24 protein-coding genes and 2 pseudogenes are annotated in these 25,130 nt (G+C 49.4%); 22 read left to right on the forward strand and 4 right to left on the reverse strand.

Annotated features, from left to right (window positions below; genetic code table 11):
• Positions 1–9 precede the first annotated feature (9 nt).
• Positions 10–393 (reverse strand): hypothetical protein, encoded by a 384-nt coding sequence (locus ADH66_RS07015; protein ID WP_066534025.1) that lies wholly within the window; start codon positions 391–393, stop codon positions 10–12.
• A gap of 3 nt (positions 394–396) precedes the next feature.
• Positions 397–992, reverse strand: a pseudogene (locus ADH66_RS07020) (major tail protein).
• An 83-nt stretch (positions 993–1,075) separates the two neighbouring features.
• Here ADH66_RS07020 and ADH66_RS07025 point away from each other — a divergent pair.
• From ADH66_RS07025 to ADH66_RS07065, 8 genes are all read left to right on the forward strand, one after another.
• A complete protein-coding gene (locus ADH66_RS07025; protein WP_084384188.1) occupies positions 1,076–1,588 on the forward strand; it encodes a BlaI/MecI/CopY family transcriptional regulator in 513 nt (170 codons plus the stop codon).
• Positions 1,589–1,824: 236 nt separating this feature from the next.
• Complete coding sequence (locus tag ADH66_RS07030) at positions 1,825–2,742, forward strand: M56 family metallopeptidase (RefSeq protein WP_207653047.1); 918 nt, start codon at positions 1,825–1,827, stop codon at positions 2,740–2,742.
• A 258-nt stretch (positions 2,743–3,000) separates the two neighbouring features.
• Positions 3,001–4,131, forward strand: a complete 1,131-nt coding sequence (locus ADH66_RS07035; RefSeq protein ID WP_088364390.1) for an ABC transporter permease family protein — start codon at positions 3,001–3,003, stop codon at positions 4,129–4,131.
• Positions 4,132–4,289: 158 nt separating this feature from the next.
• Positions 4,290–5,741, forward strand: a complete 1,452-nt coding sequence (locus ADH66_RS07040) for a radical SAM protein (protein ID WP_066534016.1) — start codon at positions 4,290–4,292, stop codon at positions 5,739–5,741.
• Entirely contained in the window at positions 5,738–6,826 is a 1,089-nt protein-coding gene (locus ADH66_RS07045) for a hypothetical protein (RefSeq protein ID WP_084384187.1), read from the forward strand. Before ADH66_RS07040 ends, ADH66_RS07045 begins: the two co-directional genes overlap by 4 nt.
• 662 nt (positions 6,827–7,488) lie before the next feature.
• Positions 7,489–9,345: an ABC transporter permease gene (locus tag ADH66_RS07055; RefSeq protein ID WP_084384186.1), complete on the forward strand. Its 1,857-nt coding sequence runs from the start codon at positions 7,489–7,491 to the stop codon at positions 9,343–9,345.
• A 3-nt stretch (positions 9,346–9,348) separates the two neighbouring features.
• A complete protein-coding gene (locus ADH66_RS07060) occupies positions 9,349–10,437 on the forward strand; it encodes a S8 family serine peptidase (RefSeq protein WP_066534011.1) in 1,089 nt (362 codons plus the stop codon).
• 2 nt (positions 10,438–10,439) lie between these two features.
• Entirely contained in the window at positions 10,440–12,149 is a 1,710-nt protein-coding gene (locus tag ADH66_RS07065; protein WP_066534010.1) for an ABC transporter ATP-binding protein, read from the forward strand.
• A 161-nt stretch (positions 12,150–12,310) separates the two neighbouring features.
• Here the strand turns inward: ADH66_RS07065 and ADH66_RS07070 are convergent, their stop codons facing one another.
• On the reverse strand, positions 12,311–12,742 hold the full coding sequence (locus ADH66_RS07070; RefSeq protein WP_066534009.1) for a hypothetical protein: 432 nt from the start codon (positions 12,740–12,742) through the stop codon (positions 12,311–12,313).
• A 197-nt stretch (positions 12,743–12,939) separates the two neighbouring features.
• On the opposite strand from ADH66_RS07070, the gene ADH66_RS07075 reads away from it, so the two are divergent.
• The 3 genes from ADH66_RS07075 (at position 12,940) to ADH66_RS07085 (ending at position 15,694) form a co-directional block, all read left to right on the forward strand.
• On the forward strand, positions 12,940–13,629 hold the full coding sequence (locus tag ADH66_RS07075; protein ID WP_236757211.1) for an ABC transporter ATP-binding protein: 690 nt from the start codon (positions 12,940–12,942) through the stop codon (positions 13,627–13,629).
• A 108-nt stretch (positions 13,630–13,737) separates the two neighbouring features.
• Positions 13,738–14,883: a hypothetical protein gene (locus tag ADH66_RS07080; protein WP_066534007.1), complete on the forward strand. Its 1,146-nt coding sequence runs from the start codon at positions 13,738–13,740 to the stop codon at positions 14,881–14,883.
• A gap of 10 nt (positions 14,884–14,893) precedes the next feature.
• Positions 14,894–15,694 carry a hypothetical protein gene (locus ADH66_RS07085; protein WP_066534005.1) on the forward strand — a complete coding sequence of 267 codons (801 nt, stop codon included), beginning with the start codon at positions 14,894–14,896 and terminating at the stop codon, positions 15,692–15,694.
• Positions 15,695–16,016: 322 nt separating this feature from the next.
• Here ADH66_RS07085 and ADH66_RS07090 read toward each other — a convergent pair whose 3' ends face one another.
• Positions 16,017–16,427 (reverse strand): hypothetical protein, encoded by a 411-nt coding sequence (locus tag ADH66_RS07090; RefSeq protein ID WP_066534003.1) that lies wholly within the window; start codon positions 16,425–16,427, stop codon positions 16,017–16,019.
• Positions 16,428–17,658: 1,231 nt separating this feature from the next.
• Between ADH66_RS07090 and ADH66_RS21665 the strand changes: the two genes are divergently transcribed.
• From ADH66_RS21665 to ADH66_RS07145, 11 genes and pseudogenes are all read left to right on the forward strand, one after another.
• The gene (locus ADH66_RS21665; protein ID WP_084384185.1) at positions 17,659–18,066 is read left to right on the forward strand and encodes a tyrosine-type recombinase/integrase; all 408 of its coding nucleotides are present in this window, start codon (positions 17,659–17,661) and stop codon (positions 18,064–18,066) included.
• Entirely contained in the window at positions 18,017–18,217 is a 201-nt protein-coding gene (locus ADH66_RS20595) for a site-specific integrase (protein ID WP_330397735.1), read from the forward strand. The genes ADH66_RS21665 and ADH66_RS20595 overlap by 50 nt, the downstream gene beginning before the upstream one ends.
• Positions 18,218–18,246: 29 nt before the next feature.
• Positions 18,247–18,477, forward strand: a complete 231-nt coding sequence (locus ADH66_RS20600) for a hypothetical protein (RefSeq protein ID WP_207653048.1) — start codon at positions 18,247–18,249, stop codon at positions 18,475–18,477.
• 98 nt (positions 18,478–18,575) lie between these two features.
• Positions 18,576–19,952, forward strand: coding sequence for a ParB/RepB/Spo0J family partition protein (locus ADH66_RS07110; protein WP_066533997.1), 1,377 nt, complete (start codon positions 18,576–18,578; stop codon positions 19,950–19,952).
• Between the two features lie 315 nt (positions 19,953–20,267).
• Positions 20,268–20,615: a DUF7768 domain-containing protein gene (locus tag ADH66_RS07115; RefSeq protein ID WP_033118599.1), complete on the forward strand. Its 348-nt coding sequence runs from the start codon at positions 20,268–20,270 to the stop codon at positions 20,613–20,615.
• Between the two features lies 1 nt (position 20,616).
• Positions 20,617–21,333: an antirestriction protein ArdA gene (locus ADH66_RS07120; RefSeq protein WP_066533996.1), complete on the forward strand. Its 717-nt coding sequence runs from the start codon at positions 20,617–20,619 to the stop codon at positions 21,331–21,333.
• A 44-nt stretch (positions 21,334–21,377) separates the two neighbouring features.
• A complete protein-coding gene (locus ADH66_RS07125; protein WP_084384183.1) occupies positions 21,378–21,842 on the forward strand; it encodes a PcfB family protein in 465 nt (154 codons plus the stop codon).
• Positions 21,829–22,092: pseudogene (locus ADH66_RS07130) on the forward strand (VirD4-like conjugal transfer protein, CD1115 family); the annotation flags it as partial. The gene ADH66_RS07125 and the pseudogene ADH66_RS07130, both read left to right, overlap by 14 nt.
• A 178-nt stretch (positions 22,093–22,270) precedes the next feature.
• A complete protein-coding gene (locus ADH66_RS07135; protein WP_066533993.1) occupies positions 22,271–22,690 on the forward strand; it encodes an RNA polymerase sigma factor in 420 nt (139 codons plus the stop codon).
• Between the two features lie 622 nt (positions 22,691–23,312).
• The gene (locus ADH66_RS07140; protein WP_066533990.1) at positions 23,313–23,501 is read left to right on the forward strand and encodes a hypothetical protein; all 189 of its coding nucleotides are present in this window, start codon (positions 23,313–23,315) and stop codon (positions 23,499–23,501) included.
• An 86-nt stretch (positions 23,502–23,587) separates the two neighbouring features.
• Complete coding sequence (locus ADH66_RS07145; protein ID WP_066533987.1) at positions 23,588–25,093, forward strand: recombinase family protein; 1,506 nt, start codon at positions 23,588–23,590, stop codon at positions 25,091–25,093.
• Positions 25,094–25,130 lie beyond the last annotated feature (37 nt).

Below are 25,130 nucleotides of genomic sequence, written 5' to 3' on the forward strand. Positions count from 1 at the left end.
CTGCGTCACTTACTCGACCACTGCGTTTTTTGAATTGTCATCACTGACCACGTTGCGCTTGGTTCCCTTATACAGAGCCTCGGTGATAGCCGCCTTATAGTCAGCCAGATCCAGAGGAGAAGTCAGAAGCTCGACAATATCCTCTGTCAGCAAATCACGCTGATTTTCCTTGTTCTTCAAGTTGTGAATGAGAATGGACTGGTTTGCCAGCAAAGTAATGAGCCATACGATTTCGCCGATGGCCATTTCAAAGTTCTCACTCTTCATGAGCTTTTCACCCAAGTTCTCAAGGCCACCGTAGCGGCCTGCGATTTTCTTGGTAGCTTTGGTGGTGAGGATAAGCTCATATTCCTCACCGCCGACAGTAATCATTGCACTGCGTTCCTTATCCATCGATTAGCCCTCCTCTGTAGTCGTAATGACAGGTTCATAAACGGTAGAATACCAGTTGCTGATGATGTCCGCAGAAGCGCCGGTGTCGCCTTCAGTGACCTCCGCTTTCCAAGGATGCTTGCCGCTGGCATCTGCCTTGTTTCTGGTAAGGACCGTACCTTCGATGGTAGGAGTGGAGAAGGTAATGCTGTCACACTTGGTAGCAAGGTTGGTAGCAGGGATACCGAACTTCACACGGTACAGCCAGTAATACTTGTATTTGCCGTTGGACTTCTTTGCTCTGAAGCCGATAGCAACAGGAATGCCGACGTCCTCTCCGCCGGAAATCAGCACTTTATTATCGTCGATGGTAGCTCCCGTAAGAACGGAAGCAGCAGTCGAACCGATATCGTCGATGCCGAGGGAGAGAGTGCCGGACTTAAACTCCTTCACAATTTCCGCAGCGCCATCATCGGCATAAAGCGTTGCCTCTGCCAGCTCCACGGAGAGTTCTGCGAGATTGCTTTCGCCAGCTGGACGGGAGTGTCATAGGTTTCTTCGCCAGCTTCATCCTCGACAATGGATGCGTAGTACAATTTATCAAAACGGTAAAAGTTCACCTTAAACAGTAACCTTTCAACAATAACGCCTACTGGGACAATGATAACCCAATAAAAATTCGTGAAAATGCCCATTTTTTTGAATGAATAGTATTGACAATCCTAATTTGATAAAGTATACTAAAAACACAACAAAGAGATTTTTTCTTTGTGTAGAAAAAATAGTTAGCTGGAAGGAAGGTGGATATGTGGCGTATATACCCCTCACCAAAAGTGAGGAAAAGTTGATGCAGTTCCTTTGGGAACAGGGCAAGCCGCTCAGTGCTTCTGAGATTCAGGCATTGTGGAAGGATAATGCCTGGACGAAAAGCTATACCAGGGACATTATGCGGGCACTGGAAGAAAAGGGCGCGATAGAGTTTTATAACTTGGAGCGCACCGGCAAGAATTATGGCCGGAGATTTCGGACAGTCCTGACCAGGGAAGAATATTTTTCCCAGCTGGCGATGCGTAACGGCGTAACGGTAACCAAGATGTTCCAGGTTGAAGCTTTTGCTATGGTCGAAAAGGGGAATAAACAGGAAATGGACGACCTTATTCTGGAACTTGAAGGTATGATTGAAGAATACCGTGCAAGGGATGATGATGCAGAATGAGCATATCTCTTTTCTCGTTCTTGATGTCAGTGATGTTCAGCACTGTTTTTATCCTGGGGATTCATGTTCTGCGAAACCGCCCTTTTTTCCTCAAGTCTTTTGAAGTCCATACCCTCTTGACCTTGTATGGATTGTGCCTTTTCCGCATGGTTGTTGTGATAGAGCTGCCATTTACAATCCCCGTTGGACTGAGAGGGGCGTTCAGCCGAGTTTATGACCGAGTACGTCAATTTCAAATGCCGGTTGGAAAGGAGGATATTGAGCTTACTGCTTTTTTATGCTGCATTTGGGCCGTTGTCGCCGGTGTCCTTTTCACCCGCTTTATCTGGCGGGACCATGCTGTTAAAAAGGAACTTGCCCTATGCCATAGGAATGAAAACAAAGACGCGGAACAAGCGCTTTCAAAAGCAATGGCGGTTTCCTCAAGGAAGCTTCCTGTAAACGTATGCGTATGCGGGAGTATAGATATCCCCATGGGGCTTGGATTATTCCATAAATGGATATATCTGCCTGACGAAAAGTTTGCAAAGGAAGAACTGTATTACATCATGATGCACGAGTACACGCATTTCTGCAATCGTGATGGAGTAGTCAAACTTCTAACGATGCTGTTCTGCTGTGTGTTCTGGTGGAATCCTGCTGTATACATATTGAAGAAGGATGTTTCCCAAATTTTGGAAATCAAATGTGATGTTTATGCCACTCAGAGCTTTACGAAAAAGGAACGGTTGGAGTATTTGCTGACTATTCTCAGAGTGTTGAAAGGAAATCCTGCCCCAGGCAATTCACCTTCGCCTTTGACCGCCACCGGCTTGATTTCCAGGACGAAGGGAGATAACACGAAGGAGCGCTTTGAACTGATTATGAAGGCCGCAAATCAGGTAAAGTGGAAGTACCAGGCAATCCTTTTGAGTTGTTCGATGGTTCTGCTGGTGCTTTCATATTCGTTTGTGTTACAGCCAGCATTTGACCCGCCGGTGGAGGACATCTATACGGATGATACCGTAGTGGAATGGTATTCCGAAGAAATTTACATACTCCAGCACCATGATGGGACCTATTCTCTAGTCTTGGAGAATGGTGATACTCAACCAATAAGTGAGCCTTTTTTACAATTCTTTATTGACTCTGGTATAGAAATACGAAAGGAATGAGATTTTATATGAATGGAATAATGCCATTAGCTGATGTTATCGTGGTAAAGGTTAGAACTTACCAAGGACGGCTCCAGTGCCGCCGTTGGAATGAAACTCAGGGGTACTGGGTTGATCCATACTGGATGGACATTCACTAAGTTGTAAAGAGGAGACATTGCAAAAATGTTTCTATTGACCGAGATTAAGTATCTCCTTACCCGCTCACCGGGTCGCTCAGCTATATTGATGTTAGTTGCGTTGATGTTAGTTTGCAGCATGGGCGCGTATAAGGGGAACGCCCATGCCAGCCAAGGGGCGCTGGATAACTTGGCGGAGAGCATACCTGTAACGGCCAGGGTGGTGAGCCGGGATGGAAGCAAAAACAGTGGGCTTTCCATTACAAGCGAACATTATGACGCACTAGTATCGGCCAATGTTCGCAATGTGCTGAGCACAGCTGAGGCCGCTGCCGCGCTGCACGCCCCTCTGGACACATCGTATGGCGGGGACGTGACGGTAATGGGGGTGAGTCGCCCCGACGCTTTTGCGGCTGTTTCAAAGGAGGAAATGCGCTTTTTGGAGGGCTTTGACGAGACGTCCTTTAGCGGCACAGAGCCCCTATGCGCAGTAGAAGGGGGCTTTGCCAAGGCAAACGGCCTTGAGTTGGGGGATGAATTGGAGCTACCCTTCTGCCTGGGCGTATGCTCCGCTTATGGGCAGAAATATTCTGATATAGGCAAGCTGAGGGTAAAAGTTATTGCGCACTATCCGTACACCGAGGTCAATGGGGAAAGGTCGCCCAATATGCTGGTACCGGTGGAATGGCTGAAGGAAGCCGTGGAGCAGGCGGATGAGGAGTTCTACTACAGCTCCCTTTCGGTGGAGCTTCAGGACCCCATGGACCTGAACGCTTTTAAGGAAGCGCTGCCGTCAATGGGGTTTTACCCTGTGGACAGTATGGGTGCCGACGTTTTCTGGTCCTGTGACGGGGTCTCCATGGAGGACGAGCTCTTTATCAAAGCAGCCGAGGAGTTACAGGAGAACCTGAGGATCTACAATAGGTTTCAGCCCCTCTTTTATATGCTCGTCACCCTGATGGTGGTGCTGGCGGTGTTTTTGACACTTAGGGGAAGCAGGAGGGATATGGCGATAGCCAGCTCTTTGGGGGAGTCAAGGAGGAGAATCGGCGGAGTCCACCTTGTCGGCATCTTAGCGACCCAGCTTGCGGGAGGGGCTGCCGCCCAGGTGGTGCTGGTTTCCCAATTTAGCCTGACGCCATGGGACTCCCTGCAAATACTTGCCGCTTATTTGATATGCGCAGGGATTGGTACTATTTTGGCTCTGGTTCAGCTTTTCCGCTTTGACACCCTTACACTTCTGACAAAATCAGGAGAATTGGGCGCATGAGGGAAAAATGTTATTACATTGTAGTTTTGTAGAAATGACAAGGGACATGGGCGAACGAAAAGTATTGTCTCGCTGATTTAGCACCATGGTTAGTATTGCCATTCAAACCGATGCTATCTTTCAAAAGGAAGATGGTTCGATGATTTTGGAGGAAGCAAATGAATCAAAAACCTTTTGTTTTGCCGTTGGAAACTCCCATGGGCAAGTATTTTTACGAAGTGAATCGCAACGAGATCGTGGCAGTCAATGATGATCTCTTCGAGTGTATCAAAAAGGCTCTTTCGTCAGAAGATGGAAACTTACTCGATGTGCCAGAGAATGTGATGGCTCAGTACAAGGAATTACGTGAATGTGGATATCTTTCCTCAAATCATGTGCAAGAGGTTATCCACCCGGCTACAGAGAGTTTGCCGGAACTACTGGACAGAGGGCTGGAGAAAATCACCCTACAAGTTACGCAGGGGTGTAACCTAAGGTGTAAGTACTGTATTTATTCGGAAAATAGCAATCATGAACAAAGATCGCATTCCTCCAATACCATGTCGCTTGAGACAGCAAAAAAAGCAATATTGTTTTATCGGGAACATTCGCGGGACAAGGATAGGGCAATTATAGGCTTCTATGGAGGTGAGCCGCTCCTTGCTTTTCCCCTGATTATTGAGTCTGTAAAGTATGCTGAGGAAATTTTTGCAGGGGTAGATATATCGTTTAATATCACTACCAATGCAACTCTTCTTACAGATGAAATTATTGACTTCCTTTTAGACCATCATTTCAAATTGACGTTTAGCCTTGATGGTCCCAAGGAAGTCCAGGATAAGAACCGGATATTTGCTAACGGTTCCGGTTCATACGATATGGTAATGCGGAACATCAACAGAATATATGAGAAAGACCCAGAAGCACTGAAAGGTGCGCTAGTAAGTATGGTTATCGATCAGGAGCAAGGCTATCGGGACATCCTGCCATTATTTGATGAACCAGCACTCAAAAATCTAGACTTAGTTTTCACTATGGTGGAGGAGGATTCGACGATAAAGATGCCATCCCCCCAGTACTCTGAGGAATTCAACTATGAAATGTTCGTAGCATTTGTGGATCGAATCAGGGGAAGTGCCGAAGTCTCAGAAGATAAATATAACAAACTCATGGTAGAAACAATAAAAGCAGTGGATAAAGAACTAGATTCATTTGCAAGAATTGTGTTAACGCCATCAACCGCACCTTCCGGACCGTGTATCCCGGGAAAGTTGAAGCTCTTTATTGACTGTTTTGGAAATTTCTATCCGTGTGAGAAAGTGGACGAAAATGAGGGAGCGGTTATCGGAACAGTTGATACGGGATTTGATATTGAGAAGGTTTCAAAAGTCCTGAATGTCGGTAGTATCGGGGCAGACGATTGTAAATCATGTTGGGCATTTTCGTTGTGTAATATATGCGTAAAAAGATCCAGTGAGAATAAATCTCTTTCGCTTGAACGTAGGAGAAAGTCGTGCCAAGAAACAAGGTCTTCTGCCTATGGAAGCATCATGGATAAGATAGTGCTTTTTGAGGATAAACGTCATATGCGGAAAATGAATCGGCTTAGTAGGGGGGGAGTAAGACTGTGAAAAAGATATGTGTGGTTCCATTTACAAGACGGGAACTTCCTATGCTTCCGGGATTGAGAAAAGGTTACCAAATATCAGACCTTGTGGCACCGAAAGGGATTGCTTTTGAAGGCGAAGATGTGGGGGCGCTGAAAAACATGAATCCGATGGGACAGACAATTACTGATGATTTAGATGTAGCGGTTGGCTCAACAGACGTGGTTTTTGTTTCATATGTTCCAAGCAGGTATCAGTCCTTACGCAAATACGCTCTACACGCCCTTTTTATGGCTGCAAATAGCAGGAAAGAAATCCATTGTTTTCTTGAATTGACTAATGATGAAAAGGAAGCAGTGAATATGGCGTGTGAGAAATCACAAACATCGATTGCTTACTATACATTCGCTGTTTGTGACGATAAAATCTATGATCTTACAAGGCTTCACAAATTTGATGTACCAGTGATATATGTAAGCGAAGAGGTGCCGGATTGCGATGGATACGAAATTTTTCTTATGCTAGCAGAAAAACTCTCAATCGAAGGAAAAAACGTGTTAGCAATCAGCGAGGATGTATATAATACCTTTTTGGGATATGAGTGCATGAAGTTTGGGGGAAATACTGAAGTAGGAAATCAAATTTTCAGACTCAATATTTTGACTTATGAGTTGTACCAAGCAAAGCATCCTGATATTATCCTGATAAAATTGCCTCACCCATTGATGAAGTATGACGATGAAAGCTTGTTTGATTGTGGTGGAACAGCGTATATCCTTTCTCAGGCCATTCCAGGAGATGGGTGCATTTATTGTACACATGCAGAAGTGAGCGGTGGAACATATTGGGAGACATTCAATGAGGGAGTTATTGCGAAGTTCGGGTATCCAATTATTTGCGTTAATGTTAGCAACCGAATAATAGACAATGCCGGAGATATCCATCTATCTTCATTGCGTATTCCGGAAAATAAAGTCATTTCCCGAGTAAAGGATATGAGAGCAATAAATGATATTCCATTTCTCCATCTGTACAATGAAAATGATATGCAAGAGTTGTATCAGAAATTATTAAATGAATATCTGGAGTTACCTTATGGAGTGATATGATTATGACATCAGAACTCGTGATTAGTACGTTGGTAAAAATTCTTAACAAAAGAATAATGCTTCGGGAAGTAGTCGCTGAAGACGATTATGACGTGTTGTTGACTTCACAGAAAATAGGACTAGATTATACGCATATGATTGAGTATATGATGTGCGTAGAGGAGGCATTCGAAGTTGTCTTCACTATTGAAGAACTGCGAAAAGGCGGATTTCGTACTATTCAAAGTATCAGCGATCTGATATACAAAAAATGTCTACGATAGTTTAACTTGATTCCTTTACAGTGAGCAGATACAAACTGTACTTAAGAACAGAAATAAGAAATTGGAGGATTTCAAACAATGAAACGAATTAGGAAAGACCAGACCAATGGTGCGCAATCCGTTAGCGCATTTATCGTTACCTGCACGGGATGTTCTTGCAGGGGGTGCGGTTGCACGGGTTCATCCAACATGATTGGCAACAGAGATGGGGCACAGGCTGCTTACAACCGCGGCTACGATGGACCGTATCGGAAGCAGAACGGTCTGAGCTAAATGCACTAATCTCCGTATATGGACAAAGCAATTATATGTCCATAAAACAAATAACTTGCTCACTGCATGGAATAGCAGGTCCATTCAACATGGACCTGCTTTGTGTACATCCTTTTGGAGGGATAGATGATGACCAGCATAAAGCAGATTATCCGAAAGCCGGGGAAGGCGTTGATCTTCTTTTTACTTATAATTATAGTGACTGTGCTGTTGTCCTTTTCTACGGTGAGTATGCTGCAAACCAACCAGCGCATCGACACTGTGGAGGGCCAGTTTTCTACCATCGCCACGGTGGAGCAGGAGCTCCGGCCCGGCGACGCGTTTTTACATGCGGATATGCTTGATTTCGAGGGCGCGGAGTATGTAAATCCTCCTGAGACGAGGCCCTATTATCTTGCGAGGGTGCCTGGCGTCAACAATTCAGGGCTCCATTCCCACATTGAGTCGGCAAGCGTTCATATTGCGGAGTTTACCCCAGTGGAAAGCGGCGGGTATACCGAGCCGGTTAAAATGCAGATAGTAAAGTCTTATTACGATAAGTATGACCATACCAAAGCAAATTGGATCGGCTTTGGCTCCCAGGAAAAGGACCTGGAGGCCGGGGACGTGGCGTACTTCCTGCAAGACTACATCAAAACCCCAACCTCCTATGAAAAAGGGAAAACCTATATTGCCAATTTCCAATATGACGACAGCGTCAGCCAGGAGAGCGGTATCCCTGTATACTCGGTGAGCGGGGCGCCGTTCACGACTCAACGCGAGGGGGAACTGGGGCAAAAGATCGAAAGCACAGTGATGCCTTCCCAATGCCGCCGTTTTGACGAGGTTACAGAAGATTTCTGGGGACCGGGAGGCCTTGGGATGATATGGACGGAATGGATAGAGCAACTCAAATTGTGGGACCGTAATTGGCTCCCGGTGATACCCACTAACGGAGTGCAGCTCCTTCCCACATTCCACTCGAAAAACGCCTACATGGATCGTGGGCGTGAAATTACGGCTGAGGAGTTTAAGAAGGGCAGCAATGTATGTATGATCTCCGATAAGATTGCATTGAACGGGATAAAAGTGGGGGATACAATAAACCTTCCAATGTATATGGCTTTTTATGGATTCCAGCCAGACCGCTTTTATACATTTGAGTTCCCGTTCGCCTATGACTTTAGCCCATTAAACGCGGAAGGTGAAGCTTATGGGCCGTTCTGGCAAAAGGAGTATGAGGTCGTAGGCATATACCGGCAGCTGACCCCCGGAGCGGGAGAATTATATGGGGAAGCTGTCATAATCCCAAGTAAGTCGGTCACCGTTTCAGATGAAAACAATATCGTATATTATGCCCCCATGAATAGTTGGAGTACATCTTTTCAGATACCTAACGGCAAGATCAGCGAGTTCAACACAGCCCTGCATAAGGCCGTCCCGGAGGCCTCGAAACTAAAAATCGTGTATAACGACAATGGCTATGAGGAGGTCATGGCAAGCCTATACAATGCGCGGCTAAGTACAGCCCTTCTTCTGGGGGCAAGTATCCTGGCAGGGCTGGTGGTGATACTCCTCCTATTGTACTTCTTTGTGGTAAAGGAAAAGAAGCGGACTGCCATCGAACGCAGTTTAGGAATGACAAAAAATCAGTGCAGAGCCTCGATACTATCCGGGCTTATGGCATTGGCCGTTCCGGCGGTGCTCTTAGGGGGCTGGATAAGCTGGGGCATGATGAATATTGAGGCCGTACCCGTACAGGAGGGCGGACACTCAGAGGACAATATCGAAACGGTATCCTTCAGCCGTGAATATAGCCTATGGGCAGAAAGTGAGAGCTCTGTGACGGATATAGGGTTTGAGGAAGTGGACATATATTTTCAGATGTTGTCTTATTTTCTTGTTCCATTGTGCATCGTTTTGACTGTCTTGTTGCTGACAGTTTTTATAGTAAACAGAAACCTGAAGATAGAGCCTATAATTCTGCTGGGCGGAAGGGAGTGAGCAATGAAAGTATGTGTAATTGATGAGTGGTTGGATGGGAATTTGTTGAGCAAAATTGTAAATGAGACAGTAAGTATTGAATATATTGGCGGCGAAAAAACAGACCCGGCTTTCCCAAAGATTAGCCACGGTACAATTTGTATGTCGCTATTGGTTGAAGCATTACAAGAATACAAATTGCTGGACTGTGTGCACCTAATCCATTTATCGGTCTCGACGGACAGAGAACTTCGATCATACTCTAAGATGCTACAGGCAATAAAGTATTGCATGGAACATCATGTAGATATTGTATCTATAAGTATCGGCGTATTCCAAAGGAGTTTGGGCATCGAATTGGCAAATAATATTAACAACCAATCACTATATGTTGCAGCTACAGCAAATGATTTCACTATAACCTATCCGGCTTCTATGCCGGAAGTTTTGGGGGTAAGGTATGCCAGAGATAAGATAAAGAGTGTATATAAGATATCATCTGCACCTTCAGATGGCGTTGACATAGATGCAAGACTCCCAGAAACTTCGGTAATGAAACTTATAGAAGAAAAATACGGAATAAGGACTCAAGAGTCAAATAGCGCGGTTGCACCAAGAGTATGTGCAGAACTTGTTGCCGCAGAATTAAAAATCGGAAAACCCTTAACAAAAGAAATAGCACTTGAATGGCTAGCTAAGAGAGGAACTATCGACAAGGGAGGTTTTCAAGTGCCGTATGCAATGAGAAAAGCGGAAGATGATAAATGTCCAACTGTCTTTTTGCCGGTAGACAATACTGACAATGAGCAGATAAATAAAATCATTGCACTGCAAAAACACTTTGAGGCTAGAGGGTATACATGTGGTGTTATAAGCGATTTTTTTGCAGTCAGTGATTTTCTGCAGGGGAGGTATCGTCTGAATTCCTCTCATATTGCCGAGAGTATTGATTACTATCAAAGTACCACATCCGAAAACCTCTTTTTACTTTTTGCAAAAGAAAAGCTATTTAGCGAAGAAATGGTTGATTGGTGTATTCCTAAATGGTGGAATAAGCATCAGTCCGAACTTTGTGATATGATTTTGCAGAAGTTTCCCGAGGAGGCCTATTGAAAATGAAAAACCGCTCTATACTAAACCGTACCCTGTCCTATTTAGCCCCATTCAAATGGAAGCTCGCTATTGCGGGGCTCTATCTTACTTTTTCAACAATTATTGGTTTCTTACAGCCTCTTGTGATTCAGAAAATTACTGATGAGGGAATGCTGGGCAATAATTTTTCGGTATTAGTTGGGTCAGTGCTGATATTGGCAATATTGGTGATACTAGGACAAATTGTAGAAATGGCTCAAACTCGACTTTTTGTAACAATTCATATCAAATCTTACTATACAATTTTTCAACAAGCATTTAAGAAACTATTAAGACTGAAAAAGTCTTATTTTGAAGATAAGAACAACGCTGAGGTCCTTAACAGCATACAGATGGATGTTTCCCAGGTAGCTTCCGTTACAGACCGCTATACGGTGATGAGTTTCTTCTATATATTCCGTATAATAAGTGGGCTTGCAGGGCTTCTTATTATCAGCTGGAAATTGACCTTTATTGTGCTGGCTATGGTACCGTTAAAGGCGTTTCTGGTTCGGGGATTTTCATCCAGACAGGAAAAAATGATGAATGAGGTGATTGAAAGCAATCGGGACTTTTCCCGCTGGTTCGGAGACAATCTAGAGGGCATTGAAGAAGTTAAGCTGTGGAATTTATTTGCAAAGCGGGAAGAAGATTTTAGGCTGAAACAAAGAGTTCTGTTAAAATTGCAAAAAGACAATTCGATGATTGATGCATGGAACAGCCTATGGGAAGCGTTACTAGAATGGAGCGTTACAATCATGCTTTATCTTATAGGTGGTATACTTATATGCCGCAGCGAGTTGACCATCGGAGCTGTGTTCGCGTTCGTGTCCTATTCATGGTATGTGACAGGGCCGGTTTCTGCATTGTTGAATCTAAAAATGCTTTTTGCCCGTATTATGCCGTCGGCTAAGCGGCTGTTCAAGTTCCTGGATATGGATTTAGAAACAGACGAAGGGACAGCTCACATAACAGGATGCCCACCTCGTCTGGAATTTAAGAACGTTACATTTGCTTACCAAAAAAATAAGCCTATTCTGCAAGGTGTTAATTTCCATGTGGAGCCAGGAGAAAAAGTCGCAATTATTGGGGCAAACGGCAGTGGGAAGTCCACCATCTTGAACCTATTGTTACGGTTTTATATACCGGATAAAGGTGAACTTACCGCAGACGGATTATCGGTTTCTCAGTTTCCATTGACAGAGTACAGGCTGCTTTTCTCAGTGGTGAGCCAGGAGCCTTATTTATTTCTAGATAATATAGCGGGGAATATTGACCTGACCGGGCAGGCACCACCCGAAAAGGTAAGGGACGCTATGCAGGCCAGTGGCGTAGCCGGATATATACAGCGTATACCGGAGGGATTAAACGCTCAAATAGGGCACAACGGCGCACGCCTCTCAGGAGGGGAGAAACAAAAGTTAGCCGTAGCTAGGGCTCTACTAAAGGATGCTCCAATAGTTATTTTAGATGAAGCAGCTTCGGGATTTGATGTGGAATCGGAGGCCTATTTACACGATATGATTGTAAACCAGATGGTAGGAAAGTCAGTTATCATGATTACTCATCGTTATGAAAATCTGAATGGGATGGATCGGATATACAAGCTGGAGAATGGAAGAATGATACAACATGACCAGAAATCAAAGCATGATATTGAAAGCTGGGTGCTGAAAAATAAGAATTATAACTAATTCTTTTAAAATCGAATATGTATGCCAGACATTTTTAATTGCCTTTTTGCTAAATACAGATTGAATAAAAAATATTGTTGCACTTTATATACGTAGCATATAAACAAAACAAACTTTTGTCCTGCTATTATTCTGCTGAATAATATATGTCCTTTATCTCTCTATAGAGCTGAGTCTTCCTTTTCAAAACCTAGTCTTTGCTTTGATATCATCACTTCCATTTTTGCCAAAATAGGTTCTAAATCAACGGAAGAAGATAGATTCAAAAGTGCGGTAAGTATTTCCGGTATGTCTGAGGGCTTATAGGTTTTAGCGGAGAAAATTTGCATGGCCAGAAATTCATTACAGGAAACCGTCGGGGCATACCGCCGGGCGTTTTTTCGCCCTATGCCGCCGTTGTCTATGGGGATCAGGTAGCCTTTGGCGATCAGCTCGTTTGCCAGCAAGTGGAAGGAGTTTTTTGCGAACAGTGGCTCTTCGGCGTTGGCTTTTTCAAGTATCTCCTGCTTGTTCAGCGGCCTGGAGGCACTCCATAAAATTTGCAGAAACGCCATCTCTGACGCAGTTACCGGCGAATTCGGCTGCTTTGACATGAGAAACCCTCCTTTGGGAAGATATAGTAATACTATATTCTATATTTGCGAAAAAGTCAAGGGAGAAATAGTGGAAAAAATTTATTCTATTTATTGACGATCTGACAAAGGTGTGGTATACTGGAAAAGCGGGAGGTAAAGAAAAAACTCGATTTTGCCGCCTGAAAAACAGTGCAATTAAAAAGTATCATTCCATTTTGAGCAGGAGGGTCTACAATGAGCATTTTAAGTGCCGAAAATCTGTCCTTTACTTATTAGAGCAAGTACCAGAAGGTCCGTGCCCTGATGATGTAAGCTGTGAGTTCGAGCTTGGTAAGTTCTATGCCATTGTGGGCCAGTTCGGCAGCGGCAAGACAACGCTGCTGTCCATGCTGGCGTGGCTAGGGGATCCCGACGAGGGCCGGGTGGTCTCCGAGGGCAAAGCTGTCCGGGAGATTGGCAGCGAGCGCCATAGGCGGGAGAACGTCTCCGTCATCCAGCAGGCCTTTAATCTGTTCCCCCACCTTACAGTCCTTGAGAATGTAGCCTACCCCATGCGGGAGGTTCGAGTGCCCATGCGGGAAGCCATACCCCGAGCCCAGGAGCTCTTGGCTGCCGTGGGCCTAGAGGATGTGGACCCCAGGAAGAGCCCGGCCATGCTCTCCGGCGGCCAGCAACAGCGTGTAGCTATAGCCCGGGCCCTTGCCAGCGAAGCAAAGGTGCTCTTGGCAGACGAGCCCACCGGCAACCTGGACAGTGAAAACGGCAGGAACATCATCGCCCTGCTAAAATACCTTGCAGGGGAGGCCAACCGCTGCATTATCGTCATCACCCACGACAGGGAAATAGCCCGGGAAGCCGACGTTATCTACCGTATGCGGGACGGCAGAATAGAGAGGGAGGTCTAAATATGCTGACAATACAGGAGACCTTATGGCAGCTTTTGCGAAATAAGGGCCGCTGCCTGATACTTGTGCTTGCCTCAGCTATGATTGTCGGGTGCATGGCCTTTTTATATGGCCAATATCACTGCCAACGAAGAGGCCATTGAGCGGCTGGCGACGGATATACCCGTGGCGGTTTGGGTGACGAACCCAGGCGGAGATAGAAATTGGGGGCTGAACATCAACGAGAACCGCAAAGAAAAATTCTTTTCAAGCCCATACTTAAGAGATGCCGGAACCGGTATCCGTGTTGTGGGTGAACTCAGCGAGGAGGCTCCGGCCAACAGCCCCTTCGCCAAAGAGGAGAACAGGGGCAAGGAGGGCCTGGTCCCATACGGCGGGGGCGACTGCGGTTTTTTTGCCGTAAGCAGCTTTAGTTATGTCACTGCGACCGAAAGTGAAGTTGCATTTATTGGCGGCTATGACAAGACTGTATTTGAGACCGATGAGGCGGTCTGCGTGATAATGTTGGAGGTGGCACGGCGCAACGGCATAGAGGTGGGGGACGAGATATCCCTGCCCCTATACTCACTGACCTATGATGTGCATCAGAACATCATATACAGCCCCTTGGGGGAACAGACCGTTAAGGTGGTGGGGACCTATGACTCTCGAGAGAACCCAACCGAGTTCTTCTTCCCGGCCCGGTGGGTGACAGGGGTGATGGAGTCCCGGGGCATTGACGTGAACTATAACGATATGTCGGGTTTCCTCAAGGACCCCAGGCAGCTAAGCGTTTTTAAGGAGAGCATAAAGGACCTGGGCTTTCTGGAGCCCAACCCCGAGGCCTATATGGACTTTACCGGCGCGGCGATAACGGTGCAGGACGAGCAATACATCACCGCCGCCGAGCCCCTGGGCCAGACCGTGGTGCTTTTCAGACGCTTTCAGATACCCTTTTTTGCCTTGGTGATAGGTATGATAGTCCTTGCTATCTTCCTTATCATGCGGGGCTCCCGCCGGGTTATGGCAATATCCGTCTCTCTGGGGAGGCCAAGGTTCCTCTGTGCTATGGGGTGCTTTTTGGCGGCATTTATAGCGGAAATTATAGGCTGTGCGCTGGTGTTCCCGGCCATGACGCTCCTGCCGGGGATGTCCCTTGAGGGGGCCGTTATGATATGCCTGGAGTTCATGCTCTGCGCCTGTGTGGGGAATGCGGCGGCCCTTATGCTGATACTGCGCTTTGACGCTTTTACACTGCTGACGGCGGTAGAATAGGGGGGCTAAAATGTTTGGCTATAGTATGAAACAGCTTATAAGACAGCCGGGGAAGGCCCTGTTATTCTTCCTGCTGATGGCGGCCAGTACCGCCATGGTGGTAACCGGGGCCATGCTTACTGCGGAGAATAAGGAGCAGATAGAGATTCTGGCGGCAACCTACTCCACTTTTGGCTATATTGAGCAGCTGCCGGTAAATACCGAAAGCGAGCCCATTCCGAACCCCTGCATGGGCACCGACTTTGTGACCACCACCGACTATGGAGAGTATATCTTCCCGGAGAATCTGGATTTTCCCGGGGCAGAATATGTGGTGAAGCCGGAGTTTCGCCCTTACTACGTTTTCAACGAGCCTAAGTTTTCGAGTTATGGTTATGACAGCACATTTCATGTGGTTGAGTTCACCCCCCTTGAGCCCGTGGGGGAGGACGGCGCGCCGGTGGAGGTGGAGGTGACCCGGGTGCTGTTCAGCGTAGACAATGAATATACAAACGCCAGCGTGACCATATCCAACACCGCCCTGCAAGAGGGCGACCGTATCACTGTCTGCCAGTGCTTCGGCACTACCCGCTATCCAAGGAGGTTTCCTCTATGTCACAGGCCGCCAGCGGCCCAATGGCACGGATTCGTCCAACCTCTACACCCTGACGAACGCCGAGCCGGGATGGTGATTTTGAAAGAAAAGATACTCACAAGGGAGCAGTCTCGGCCTTTGGTGACACCGGGAGGGCGTCATGGTGACAGGGGAATGTTAACCTACCAGGTTACTGTAAGACAGAAAGAAAAAAAGAGAAAGCCTGGGATATCTTAGAGGTAAGTTTTTAACAAGGAAGGATCGGCAATGTAAGTTCGTGGGCCAGCCTTTTTCTTTTTTCTGCATGACTAAAACCTGACTGTTGAAAAAACTGTTGAAAGCTGTGAAGAACTGGTGTAGAAGAAAAGGCAATACGAAAGAGGCATAACAATGCGGAAGAAGCACAAGAGCCGTCCCCATGGACACTACTGCAAGGTCAGCGGCGAGGATTATCTGCCGGACCGGGTGGAGGTTGCTGGAATATTTTGAGCGAGATTAAAAGCGAAAGAAGTGAGCGCACCGCACCGCTCACTTCTTTTGTTCCGGGGACGGATTTCGTCTATTCGCCGCTTATTGTGCAGAAAATTTCAACTTCTCCCTGGGCAGTTCCATCAAAGAGCCGCCTGAGTTCTGCGGCAATCGTGTCCACATCGATCGTCCCGCAAAACCGTATGGTGGCAGATGAAACCCGCATTCCGGAGGAAACTTCCGGGGATACGGACTCCGCGGCAGAGCCTTCCCCGGTTTCTTGTATGCCTAGGAACTGGTTCCAGCGGGCATGATCCACCCGGTTCCCGCGGTTCAGCGTGATGCCGATATCATTGTCCGCAATATACCGGCGCACAGTGTTTGCGTTATTCTGGAACATTTTCGCAAAAGACACCGCGTTGGCTCCGTAGGCATCAACCAGGTACTGCAGATAATCGTGCTGTTCTTCCCTTCCCAAAACCTTGAATTCCCGCCAAGTCATCAGGGCGTCGAAGTTAATCGCTATTGAAACTACCCTTCATGTGTTTGGGCAAATTTGAATACCATACAGACTAAAAATGTGTTATTGTTCTACCACGAATACGAGAAATATCAAGTACAGATTTATACGATGCACCGCCACTATTCAAAGCCGGTACAGTTCTGCCGCAATCAACTGGTCCCACTTGGGAAGGAGTACGCTTCGCATCGGTCTGCAAATTTCCAGAAATTACCCCTTGAAAAAGAACGTGCGTTCTGCTAGAATGAATCGTGTCAGAAAATACGTTCGATCAAGAGGGGGGATGATGGTGCGTCAGTACCTTGCCATAGACTTAAAATCGTATTATGCTTATTCTAGCCAGTCTGTTATTTGAGATTATGCTGGAGCGTTCCATATTAAGAGGGGATGGGTCAATAAATACACTGGAATAACTAAGTATGTACGAAATATTCAATTCTTTATTATACGTGGAATTTCTCCCAAGAAAAAGTCTGTTTCTTTTGCAGAAAGTGAAGTATAATCTTTTCAATTCCTAGATTACGTTGAGTAGAGAAAAGGAGGCAGATAATGGATGAAGTTATTACCGATAAGGAGATGCCAAATTTTGATGCATTAATTGAAGGCTGTCTGGAGCGACTACAGTGCGAGAATTATTCCAAATTCTCCCTACAGTAGTACACATGGACACTAAGACATCTTCACCGCTATATGGATGAGCAAGGGCTTCTAGAGTATACCTCTAATGTTGCTACAACTTCATAAATAGCCTAAAACCACACCTCTCAAAGCGAACGGTTCAAGATAAGGCAAAAGCAATCCACTATTTGTATCGTTATTGCAGCGAAGTATATCACCAAACCCCACAAACAACAATCTCCACATTACCAGAGGAATTTCAGATAGCAATGAACGATTACTTGATTTTATGCCAGTCAAAAGGTAACGCGGAGACAACCATAACAAAAAAACGACGGACTTGTGATGTGTTTATAAAACGGTTAGTGAGTTTTGGCTGTAATTCTTTTAGCAATCTTACTGTAGATATTATTCAAAAAGCTGTTATGTCAATAGGTGTGGTCTCAATACAGAAGTAAATAAAGCTTTTTCCATTTTACCTCTATTCTCATGGTAAGTTGCCCCATGATTACTCAATCCTGGTTCCACATATTACTCTTCCAAGGCCAATCCCATCAGTATATAGTCCAGAAGAAATTGAAATCGTCGAAAATCAATTGACCGTTCTCGTTCAAACGGAAAGCGAGACTATGCAACATTTGTTCTCATAAGCCGTTATGGCTTGAGGCCCTCAGATGTAGTAAATTTGCGTTTTCAAAATATTGACTTTCAAGCTAAGCGAATCATGATAAATCAAGTGAAAACTACAGAGTTTCTTTCCTTACCATTGCTTGAGATTGTGGAGTTGGCACTGGAAGACTACATTGCGCAAGTGCGAAAAGCCGAGAACAATTCTGACTGCATTTTTCTAACGGCATTTGCGCCCTACCGTCCCTTGAGCCGAGCAGAAATAAGCACGATTATTAAATTTGCAATCAGAAAATCTGGAGTCGAAATTAAATGGGCCTTGTGCATTGCGTGCTTCCTTGGCCAGTTCAATGGTAAACGATGGACATCCCTATGAGGCCGTACGGAAAATTCTTGGGCATATGGATCCTAATGTCATAAAGCACTATGCCCGATTAGATGTTGAAACCCTTCGCAGATATGCGTTAAACCCTGCACCTCCTAAAGGGGATTTTGCGGAATTTGTTGAGAAAGGATTTAGAAAATGAAATCTTTTCAAAGCGTATTCAACAAGGAGATGGAGGAATTTCTAGATACCTATCCTCATAATAAGGCTGAACAGAGCCGTCGTTCTCATTTACGGTCGTTTGATACATTTCTTGCAGAACGTGATGTAAAAAACGGAGAATTCGCAGAGGAGCACATATGGAGATGGATTTCTCAGCAAAAAGGAAAACGTCACTTGACAAGGGCATACAGGGAAAAGAAGCAAAAAAGTGCTACCAACCTTACACAAAACACCGCCTAACGGGACAATAGGCGGTGTTTTTGTATGCGGCGGAAAATCCCTGAACACTGGCCGCCAGGGTATGCGGCCAAAATCGAGACAAGGAGGTATTTGCAAGCATGGCAGACGAAACCAAGACCAACGCCACGCCGGAAGCGCCGGGCGGCCCTCCCGCGCCGGAGCAGACGGAACAGGCGGTGATCCCCGGCATGGACGGCGGCCCTGCCCCCTCCGGCAAGGTGATCGACCTGTCGGACGTGCGGGCGGAGTCTGGCAAGACCGGGCCGGAGTCCCCCATCCCTGGGGAGGTTCCCCCGGAGCAGGGCGCTGCTGGCTCCGTTACCGAGTACACCAAACAGGAATGGGAGCGGCCCCTGGAGGAAATTGAAGCGGAGCAGAAGAAGGCCCGCCGTGGCCGCCCTCCCAAGGCAGACCGGGCCGCGCCGGAGGCTGGGGAAAAGAAAACGGGCAAGGGCCGCGCTACCAAGGCCGCGCCCGGCAAGACCGCCAAAGCCCCCGGCAAGGGCAAGCGGGCCGCCCCCAGCAAGGGCGCTCCCCCGACCCCCGCCAAGGAAGAGGCCCCGGCCCCTCCGCCTGAACCCGCTCAGCCCCGTGACGCGACCCGCGCCGTGAAAGAGGAAGTTGTCTATCTGAACCTCTCCGACCTTCACCCGTTCAAGGATCATCCCTTTGGTGTGCGGGACGATGCGGAAATGCAGGGGCTGGTGGAGTCCGTCCGCTCCGGCGGTGTGAACCAGCCCGCGCTGGTGCGTCCCCGGGAGGGCGGGGGCTATGAAATCATCGCGGGCCACCGCCGCCAGCGGGCCAGTGAGCTGGCCGGGTTTGGGAATATGCCCTGTATTATCCGTGAACTGACGGACGATCAGGCCGTCCTCGCTATGACGGATGACAACCTGCGCCACCGTGAAAAGCTCCTGCCCAGCGAAAAGGCGGCGGCCCTGCAACAGCAGTATGAGGCCATCAAGTACCAGGGGGCGCAGGGTGACGATGACGAGGCGGGCAAGCTCTCCCTGCAAAGCGTGGGCCAGCGCAACGGCATGAGCGTGAAAATCGTCCAGCGGTATCTCTGGCTGAACGACCTTGTTCCCGAACTGCAAGAGGTCATGGACGCTGGCAAGCTGTCGTTCACCCCCGCCGTGGAAATCTCCCGCATCCGGCCCAAGCACCAGAAGTATATTGCCGTTTCCATTGAGGGCCAGCAGTCCTCCCCGTCCCAGGGGCAGGCCAAGCGGCTCCGGGAGCTGGACAAGGACAACAAGCTGAACCCGGACGCCATAGACGCGATTTTGAGCGAAGAAAAGAAAAAGGAGGATATTTCTGTGATTATTTCCGGCGCTGAACTGGAGAAGTATTTCGGCAAGGAGGCCACGCCCCGTCAGATGAAAGACCAGATCATGGCCCTGCTGGACGGGTGGAAAGAGAAACAGCCCCCGGAGTTGGGCAAGGGCGAGAAAAAAGTGGATATGGAAAAGTAACCTCTGGCCATCCTGACCAGAGGCTTTTTCGTCCCCGCGTCCCTCGTCCCCCCGCAGGGGAAAACCAGGCTCTGGTGGGTATATCCCCCGTCGCCGCCGTCGTAAAAGCACAGGCGGGGACGGCTGTCAAGGGGGCGGAACGCCCCGCCGCTTGCGGCGGCTTGCCCTTGACGGGCGGCCCCGGCTGTGCTATCCCCTGCGGCGCGGCGGGGGTATATCCTCCAGAGCCGCCCCCTTTCCCATGAATGGGAAAGGGCGGGGGGATAGGGTTGACCGTCCCCCACCGACTGAACATAAAAAGGAGGCATTTTTGATATGAAGCGACCCCTCGCCTATGTAACCGCCGCATGGCGCGGCGATCCCTGCGAAATCACGGAACAGGCGGCCAAGTATTGCCGGGCCGTGTATGACGCTGGCTTTTCCCCCATCTGCCCCACGCTGTATCTGCCCCTGTTCCTCAATGACGCTGTGCCGGAGGAGCATAAGAGCGGCATCGACATGGGCCGCGACCTGCTCCGGCGCTCCCGCGTCCTGGTGGTGTGCGGCGGCCCCGTCACCGAGGAAATGAAAAACGACATCGCCACCGCCCAGCGGCTGGGGATCACCGCCACTACGTTAGAGGGCATCCTCACCGTCAAGGGTCAGGGCCACAGGCGGCGCTGATATGGAGGGCAAAATCCTTGAAGCCCATGTAACCAACCTGGGGAAATACAACGAGGGCCGTCTGGTAGGTGCGCCCCTGAACTTCCCCACCACCACCGAGGACGTGCAAGCCCTGTTGAAGCGCATCGGGGTGGATGGCGTTCGGTATGAGGAAATCTTCATTACCGACTTTGAAAGCGACATCCTGGGCCTGTATGACCACCTGGGCGAGTACGAGAGCATTGACGAGCTGAACCATCTGGCTCACCTGCTGTCCGGCAAGGACGGTGACGCGCTGGCAAAGCTGGAGGCCGTGATGGACAGCGGGGAGTACACGGGGAGCGTCAAGGATTTAATCAACCTGACGCAAAATCTGGACAACTACGATTTTTACCCCGATGTTGACAGCGAGGAAGCCCTGGGCCGTCTGTATATTCAGGAATTTGAAGCTATCCAAGTGCCGGAGCATTTGATTGACTACATCGACTACGAGGCATACGGGCGGGACGTGCGGATCAACGAGGGCGGCCACTTTGCCCCCGGCGGCTATGTCATGAGCAACCACGGCTCCTTTGTGGAGCATTACCACGGCATAGAGGACATACCCCCGGAGCATCGGGTGTTTGCCTATCCCCAGCTCAATATCCGGGAGCAGATGGCGGCCTATCAGGAGGTGATTGACCGCTCCGCGCTGAACGAGGGGAAACAGCGGCTATCCGTCAGCCGGGAGGACAGGTAGCTTCTGGTCATCCTGGCCAGAGGCGCAGGAAAGGGGGCGTTTGAATGATAGATGAAGAAATTTCCCGTAGCACCATCGCAATCTCCGTCCGGGCCAGCAAGCTGACGGCGCGGGGTCTGGCCTACGCGCTGGGGGAGGCGGCCAGGAAAATCCGCAAGGCCCAAGCGCCCCAGGGCAAGCAGACGGTAAAGCAGTTACTGCGCCACGGCGGGGAGGCCAGCTCCATCGACCTGCCGGGGCGGATGAAAGACTTTGACCGGGTGGCCCGGCGCTGGGGTGTGGACTACGCCATCAAGCGGGTGGAAAAGGGAAAATACCTGCTGTTGTTCAAGGCGAAACAGGCGGACGCCATCACGGGCTGTTTTTCGGAATACTCCCGCCGGATGATGAACCGGGGCCGGGATCGGCACATCCCCCTCCGGGAACAGCTCAAACGCGCCCAGGAGCTGGTACGCGATCAGCCCCGGCAAAAGGAGCGGACAAAGGAGGCGGAGCGTGAGGAAAGATAATATCCGCAAGTACATTTTACCCAATATCCCCTATCTATTCGTTCTGTGGGCCTGTCTGAAAGCGGGGACGGCCTACCGTCTGGCGGCTGGGACGGATTTGGCGCACAAGCTGGTGGGGATGACGGCGGCCCTCGGCCCAGCCTTTGCCGACTTCGCGCCAGGGCTGAACTCCTTTGACTGGCTGGTAGGCATCGCGGGGGCGGCTGGCATCCGGCTTCTGATTTACTGCAAGGCGAAAAAGGCCAAGAAACTATGTCACTTCACGCGCCCGCACAGTACAACGCTGTGCGGGCGTTGTCGTTTCCTGTCGCTTCTGGTCATCGTGGCCAGAGGCTTTGCGGAGCGGCTCCCCCGGTTGCCGCTCCCCGCCGTCCCCTCCATTTCGATCTGCCGACCCGTCAACCGCCCAACATCGAAATGGAGGCAATATGAAAACCATCATTCTGAATAACTACTACCCCCACCTGACCGAGCGCGTCATGCTGGAGGTTTCTGACGAGATCGCCGTGACCCTCTCCATCGGAGGCCGCCTGTGCGACAGCTACAAGCGTCGCAAGCGGGAACATGATGAGTGTTCCCTGGACAGCACCCCCGGCTTTGAAGCGGACGTGACCTTTTCGCCGCTGACCCCGGAGCAGGTGCTGGAGGACAGGGAAAACCGGGCCGCCCTCTATGCGGCCATCGGCCAGCTCCCGCCCGTCCAGGCCCGGCGGGTCTACGCCCACTACATACTCGGTATCAGCAGGGCCGACCTTGCGCGGGCCGAGGGCGTGGGGATCAGCCGGATCAGCGGCTCCATTGACCGTGGTTTGCTGAACCTGAAAAATATTTTAGAAAATCCCATTTAGAGGAGAGGACTTTCCCCCTCTTTTCCGCCTGATAGTTGAGAGGAGGGTTTTCCTCCCCGCTGACAACTGAATATACAGTATTCCAGATACAAAACCCGCGTGATAGCGGCAAAAGGCGCGCCGCCAGGATGGACAGCTTATAGGAGGTGAGTGGATAAGCTGGCCGAGCGATCAACGTAAGCCTTTGATCCGGCTGTGGCAAGCCGGGCGCGAGGACAGCGCGGGGGATAATGAAACTTGTTCACGCCCTCCCACAGACTTGAGGGGGAGTCCCTGCGGTATGCGGCAATCGGTATTGCGGGGCTATGCAGCCGGAGCCATCGGCGGTCTGGAATACTCCCCGCGCCGGGGATGCGTGGCAAATACGGCGCAGTATCAATGCAATCAAGGGGGCCGCCCCAGCCGGGGCGTTCTGTCTTGCGACAGCCCAAATTAGCCCGGCAGGGCGGCCCCTGGCCTTTGCAGATTGAAATGGAATACAGTCCCCCTCTGCTTCTGGTCATCCTGGCCAGAGGTGGGGGGAGGTCAAAGGGCGGCGGTTTTTCTACCGTCTTTTGACGTTTCCCCACAGGACAGCGGGAAACTGTATGCACTTGTTCACTGATTTGTAAAGGAGGCACCGATGGCAGAAACGAGAATTTCTTATCACAAAGAGGTCAAGACGGCTTCTTTTCAGGGCAGGACGATCACGCTGGAAAACCTGACCCCCATCCTGTCCCCCAAAGCGCAGGACAAGCGCAAGCGGGAAATTGAGAGCTGTCTTTTCGAGGTCTTTATCAAGTACGCGCCGGGCCGGGCGCAGGTGGTGTAATGCGAGGCATCCTTGTGGAATAGGGCTACCAGAGGTATAATATAGGTGTAAGGTTTGGTAGCTCCTGAAACGGAAAGGAGTACCAAATGAACATTCGGGAAGATGCAATTTACGGACGGCAGTCGGTAGACCGCAAGGACAGTATCAGCATTGAAAGTCAAATTGAGTTTTGCAAATATGAGTTGAGAGGGGGTAACTTCCGCCAGTACACCGATAAAGGCTATTCCGGCAAGAACACCGACCGCCCCAAATTCCAGGAGCTGATAGCCGACATCAAGCGGGGCCTGATTAAGCGGGTGGTGGTCTACAAGCTGGACAGGATCAGCCGCTCCATTCTGGACTTCGCCACCATGATGGAAACCTTTCAGGCGTACAACGTGGAGTTTGTGTCCTCCACAGAAAAGTTTGATACCTCCACGCCAATGGGCCGGGCCATGCTGAACATCTGTATCGTGTTCGCACAGCTGGAACGGGAAACCATTCAGAAGCGGGTGACGGACGCTTACTATTCCCGGTGCCAGCGCGGTTTTCACATGAGCGGCGCGGCCCCGTCCGGCTTTCAGCTTGAACCCACCACCATTCAGGGCATCCGCACGAAAATGATGAAGCCCGACCCGGAAACGGCGGACATCGCCCGGCTGATGTTTGAAATGTACGCCCAGCCCTCCACCTCTTTCGGGGACATCGCCCGGCACTTCGCGGACGAGGGCATCCTGATTTATGACAAGGAGTTGACCCGTGGCTTTATCTCCCAAATGCTCCGCAACCCCATTTACGCCCAGGCCGACCTGGATATGTACGAGTTTTTCAAAAGCCAGGGGACGGTGGTGATCAACGAGGCGGCGGACTTCGCGGGGACAAACGGCTGTTATCTCTACCAGGGCCGGGACGTGCAGGAACGAAAAAACAAGCACCTGAAAGACCAGATCCTTGTGGTGGCCCCCAGCGAGGGGCTGGTATCGGCGGATGTGTGGCTCCATTGCCGGAAAAAGCTGATGGCGAATACCACGTTCCAAAATGGGCGTAAGGCGAAAAATACCTGGCTGGCCGGGAAAGTGAAGTGTGGCCGCTGTGGGTACGCCCTAATGAGCGTGGGGAACCCGTCAGGCGTTCAATACCTGCGATGCTCCAAGCGGGCGGACAACAAGAGCTGTCCGGGCTGTGGAACGCTCCGCACGAGGGAATTTGAGCGGTTTATTTACGGCGAAATGGTGAAGAAGCTGGCGCAATTCCAAACCCTAACGGGCAAGCGGGAAAAGGTAAATCCCAAGCTCACCGCCTTAAATGTGGAGCTGGCCCGTGTGGAGGATGAAATTGAAAAGCTGCTGAACACCCTGACCGGGGCCAGCGCAGTTTTAATCTCCTACGCCAACACCAAGATTGAGGAATTGGACGCACAGCGGCAAACGCTGTCAAAGGAAATCGCGGCCCTGTCTGCGGAAACCATGTCGCCGGAACAGATTGAGCGGTTGTCGGTGTACCTGAACCGCTGGGAAGAGATTGACTTTGACGACAGGCGGCAGGTGGCTGACGGCCTTATCTCTCAAATCCGCGCCACAGGTGAATGTGTCGCTATTGAGTGGAAAATCTGACTTTCAACGATCCATCGCACTTGACTATGGGCTGTGT

It is taken from the genome of Acutalibacter muris (assembly GCF_002201475.1).
GTDB lineage: Bacteria > Bacillota > Clostridia > Oscillospirales > Acutalibacteraceae > Acutalibacter > Acutalibacter muris.

Excerpts from the sequence above, each read along its gene's own strand:
- ADH66_RS07120 (WP_066533996.1), top strand. The coding sequence starts at position 20,617 with ATGGAGGGCAAAATCCTTGAAGCCCATGTAACCAACCTGGGGAAATAC.
- ADH66_RS07025 (WP_084384188.1), top strand. The coding sequence starts at position 1,076 with ATGAATAGTATTGACAATCCTAATTTGATAAAGTATACTAAAAACACA.
- ADH66_RS07065 (WP_066534010.1), top strand. The coding sequence starts at position 10,440 with ATGAAAAACCGCTCTATACTAAACCGTACCCTGTCCTATTTAGCCCCA.
- ADH66_RS07085 (WP_066534005.1), top strand. The coding sequence starts at position 14,894 with ATGTTTGGCTATAGTATGAAACAGCTTATAAGACAGCCGGGGAAGGCC.
- ADH66_RS07035 (WP_088364390.1), top strand. The coding sequence starts at position 3,001 with ATGGGCGCGTATAAGGGGAACGCCCATGCCAGCCAAGGGGCGCTGGAT.
- ADH66_RS07140 (WP_066533990.1), top strand. The coding sequence starts at position 23,313 with ATGGCAGAAACGAGAATTTCTTATCACAAAGAGGTCAAGACGGCTTCT.
- ADH66_RS07145 (WP_066533987.1), top strand. The coding sequence starts at position 23,588 with ATGAACATTCGGGAAGATGCAATTTACGGACGGCAGTCGGTAGACCGC.
- ADH66_RS07135 (WP_066533993.1), top strand. The coding sequence starts at position 22,271 with ATGAAAACCATCATTCTGAATAACTACTACCCCCACCTGACCGAGCGC.
- ADH66_RS07110 (WP_066533997.1), top strand. The coding sequence starts at position 18,576 with ATGGCAGACGAAACCAAGACCAACGCCACGCCGGAAGCGCCGGGCGGC.
- ADH66_RS07090 (WP_066534003.1), bottom strand. The coding sequence starts at position 16,427 with ATGACTTGGCGGGAATTCAAGGTTTTGGGAAGGGAAGAACAGCACGAT.
- ADH66_RS07030 (WP_207653047.1), top strand. The coding sequence starts at position 1,825 with ATGCCGGTTGGAAAGGAGGATATTGAGCTTACTGCTTTTTTATGCTGC.
- ADH66_RS20600 (WP_207653048.1), top strand. The coding sequence starts at position 18,247 with ATGGAGGAATTTCTAGATACCTATCCTCATAATAAGGCTGAACAGAGC.
- ADH66_RS07040 (WP_066534016.1), top strand. The coding sequence starts at position 4,290 with ATGAATCAAAAACCTTTTGTTTTGCCGTTGGAAACTCCCATGGGCAAG.
- ADH66_RS07080 (WP_066534007.1), top strand. The coding sequence starts at position 13,738 with ATGGCCAATATCACTGCCAACGAAGAGGCCATTGAGCGGCTGGCGACG.
- ADH66_RS07115 (WP_033118599.1), top strand. The coding sequence starts at position 20,268 with ATGAAGCGACCCCTCGCCTATGTAACCGCCGCATGGCGCGGCGATCCC.
- ADH66_RS07015 (WP_066534025.1), bottom strand. The coding sequence starts at position 393 with ATGGATAAGGAACGCAGTGCAATGATTACTGTCGGCGGTGAGGAATAT.
- ADH66_RS07055 (WP_084384186.1), top strand. The coding sequence starts at position 7,489 with ATGATGACCAGCATAAAGCAGATTATCCGAAAGCCGGGGAAGGCGTTG.
- ADH66_RS07060 (WP_066534011.1), top strand. The coding sequence starts at position 9,349 with ATGAAAGTATGTGTAATTGATGAGTGGTTGGATGGGAATTTGTTGAGC.
- ADH66_RS07070 (WP_066534009.1), bottom strand. The coding sequence starts at position 12,742 with ATGTCAAAGCAGCCGAATTCGCCGGTAACTGCGTCAGAGATGGCGTTT.
- ADH66_RS07125 (WP_084384183.1), top strand. The coding sequence starts at position 21,378 with ATGATAGATGAAGAAATTTCCCGTAGCACCATCGCAATCTCCGTCCGG.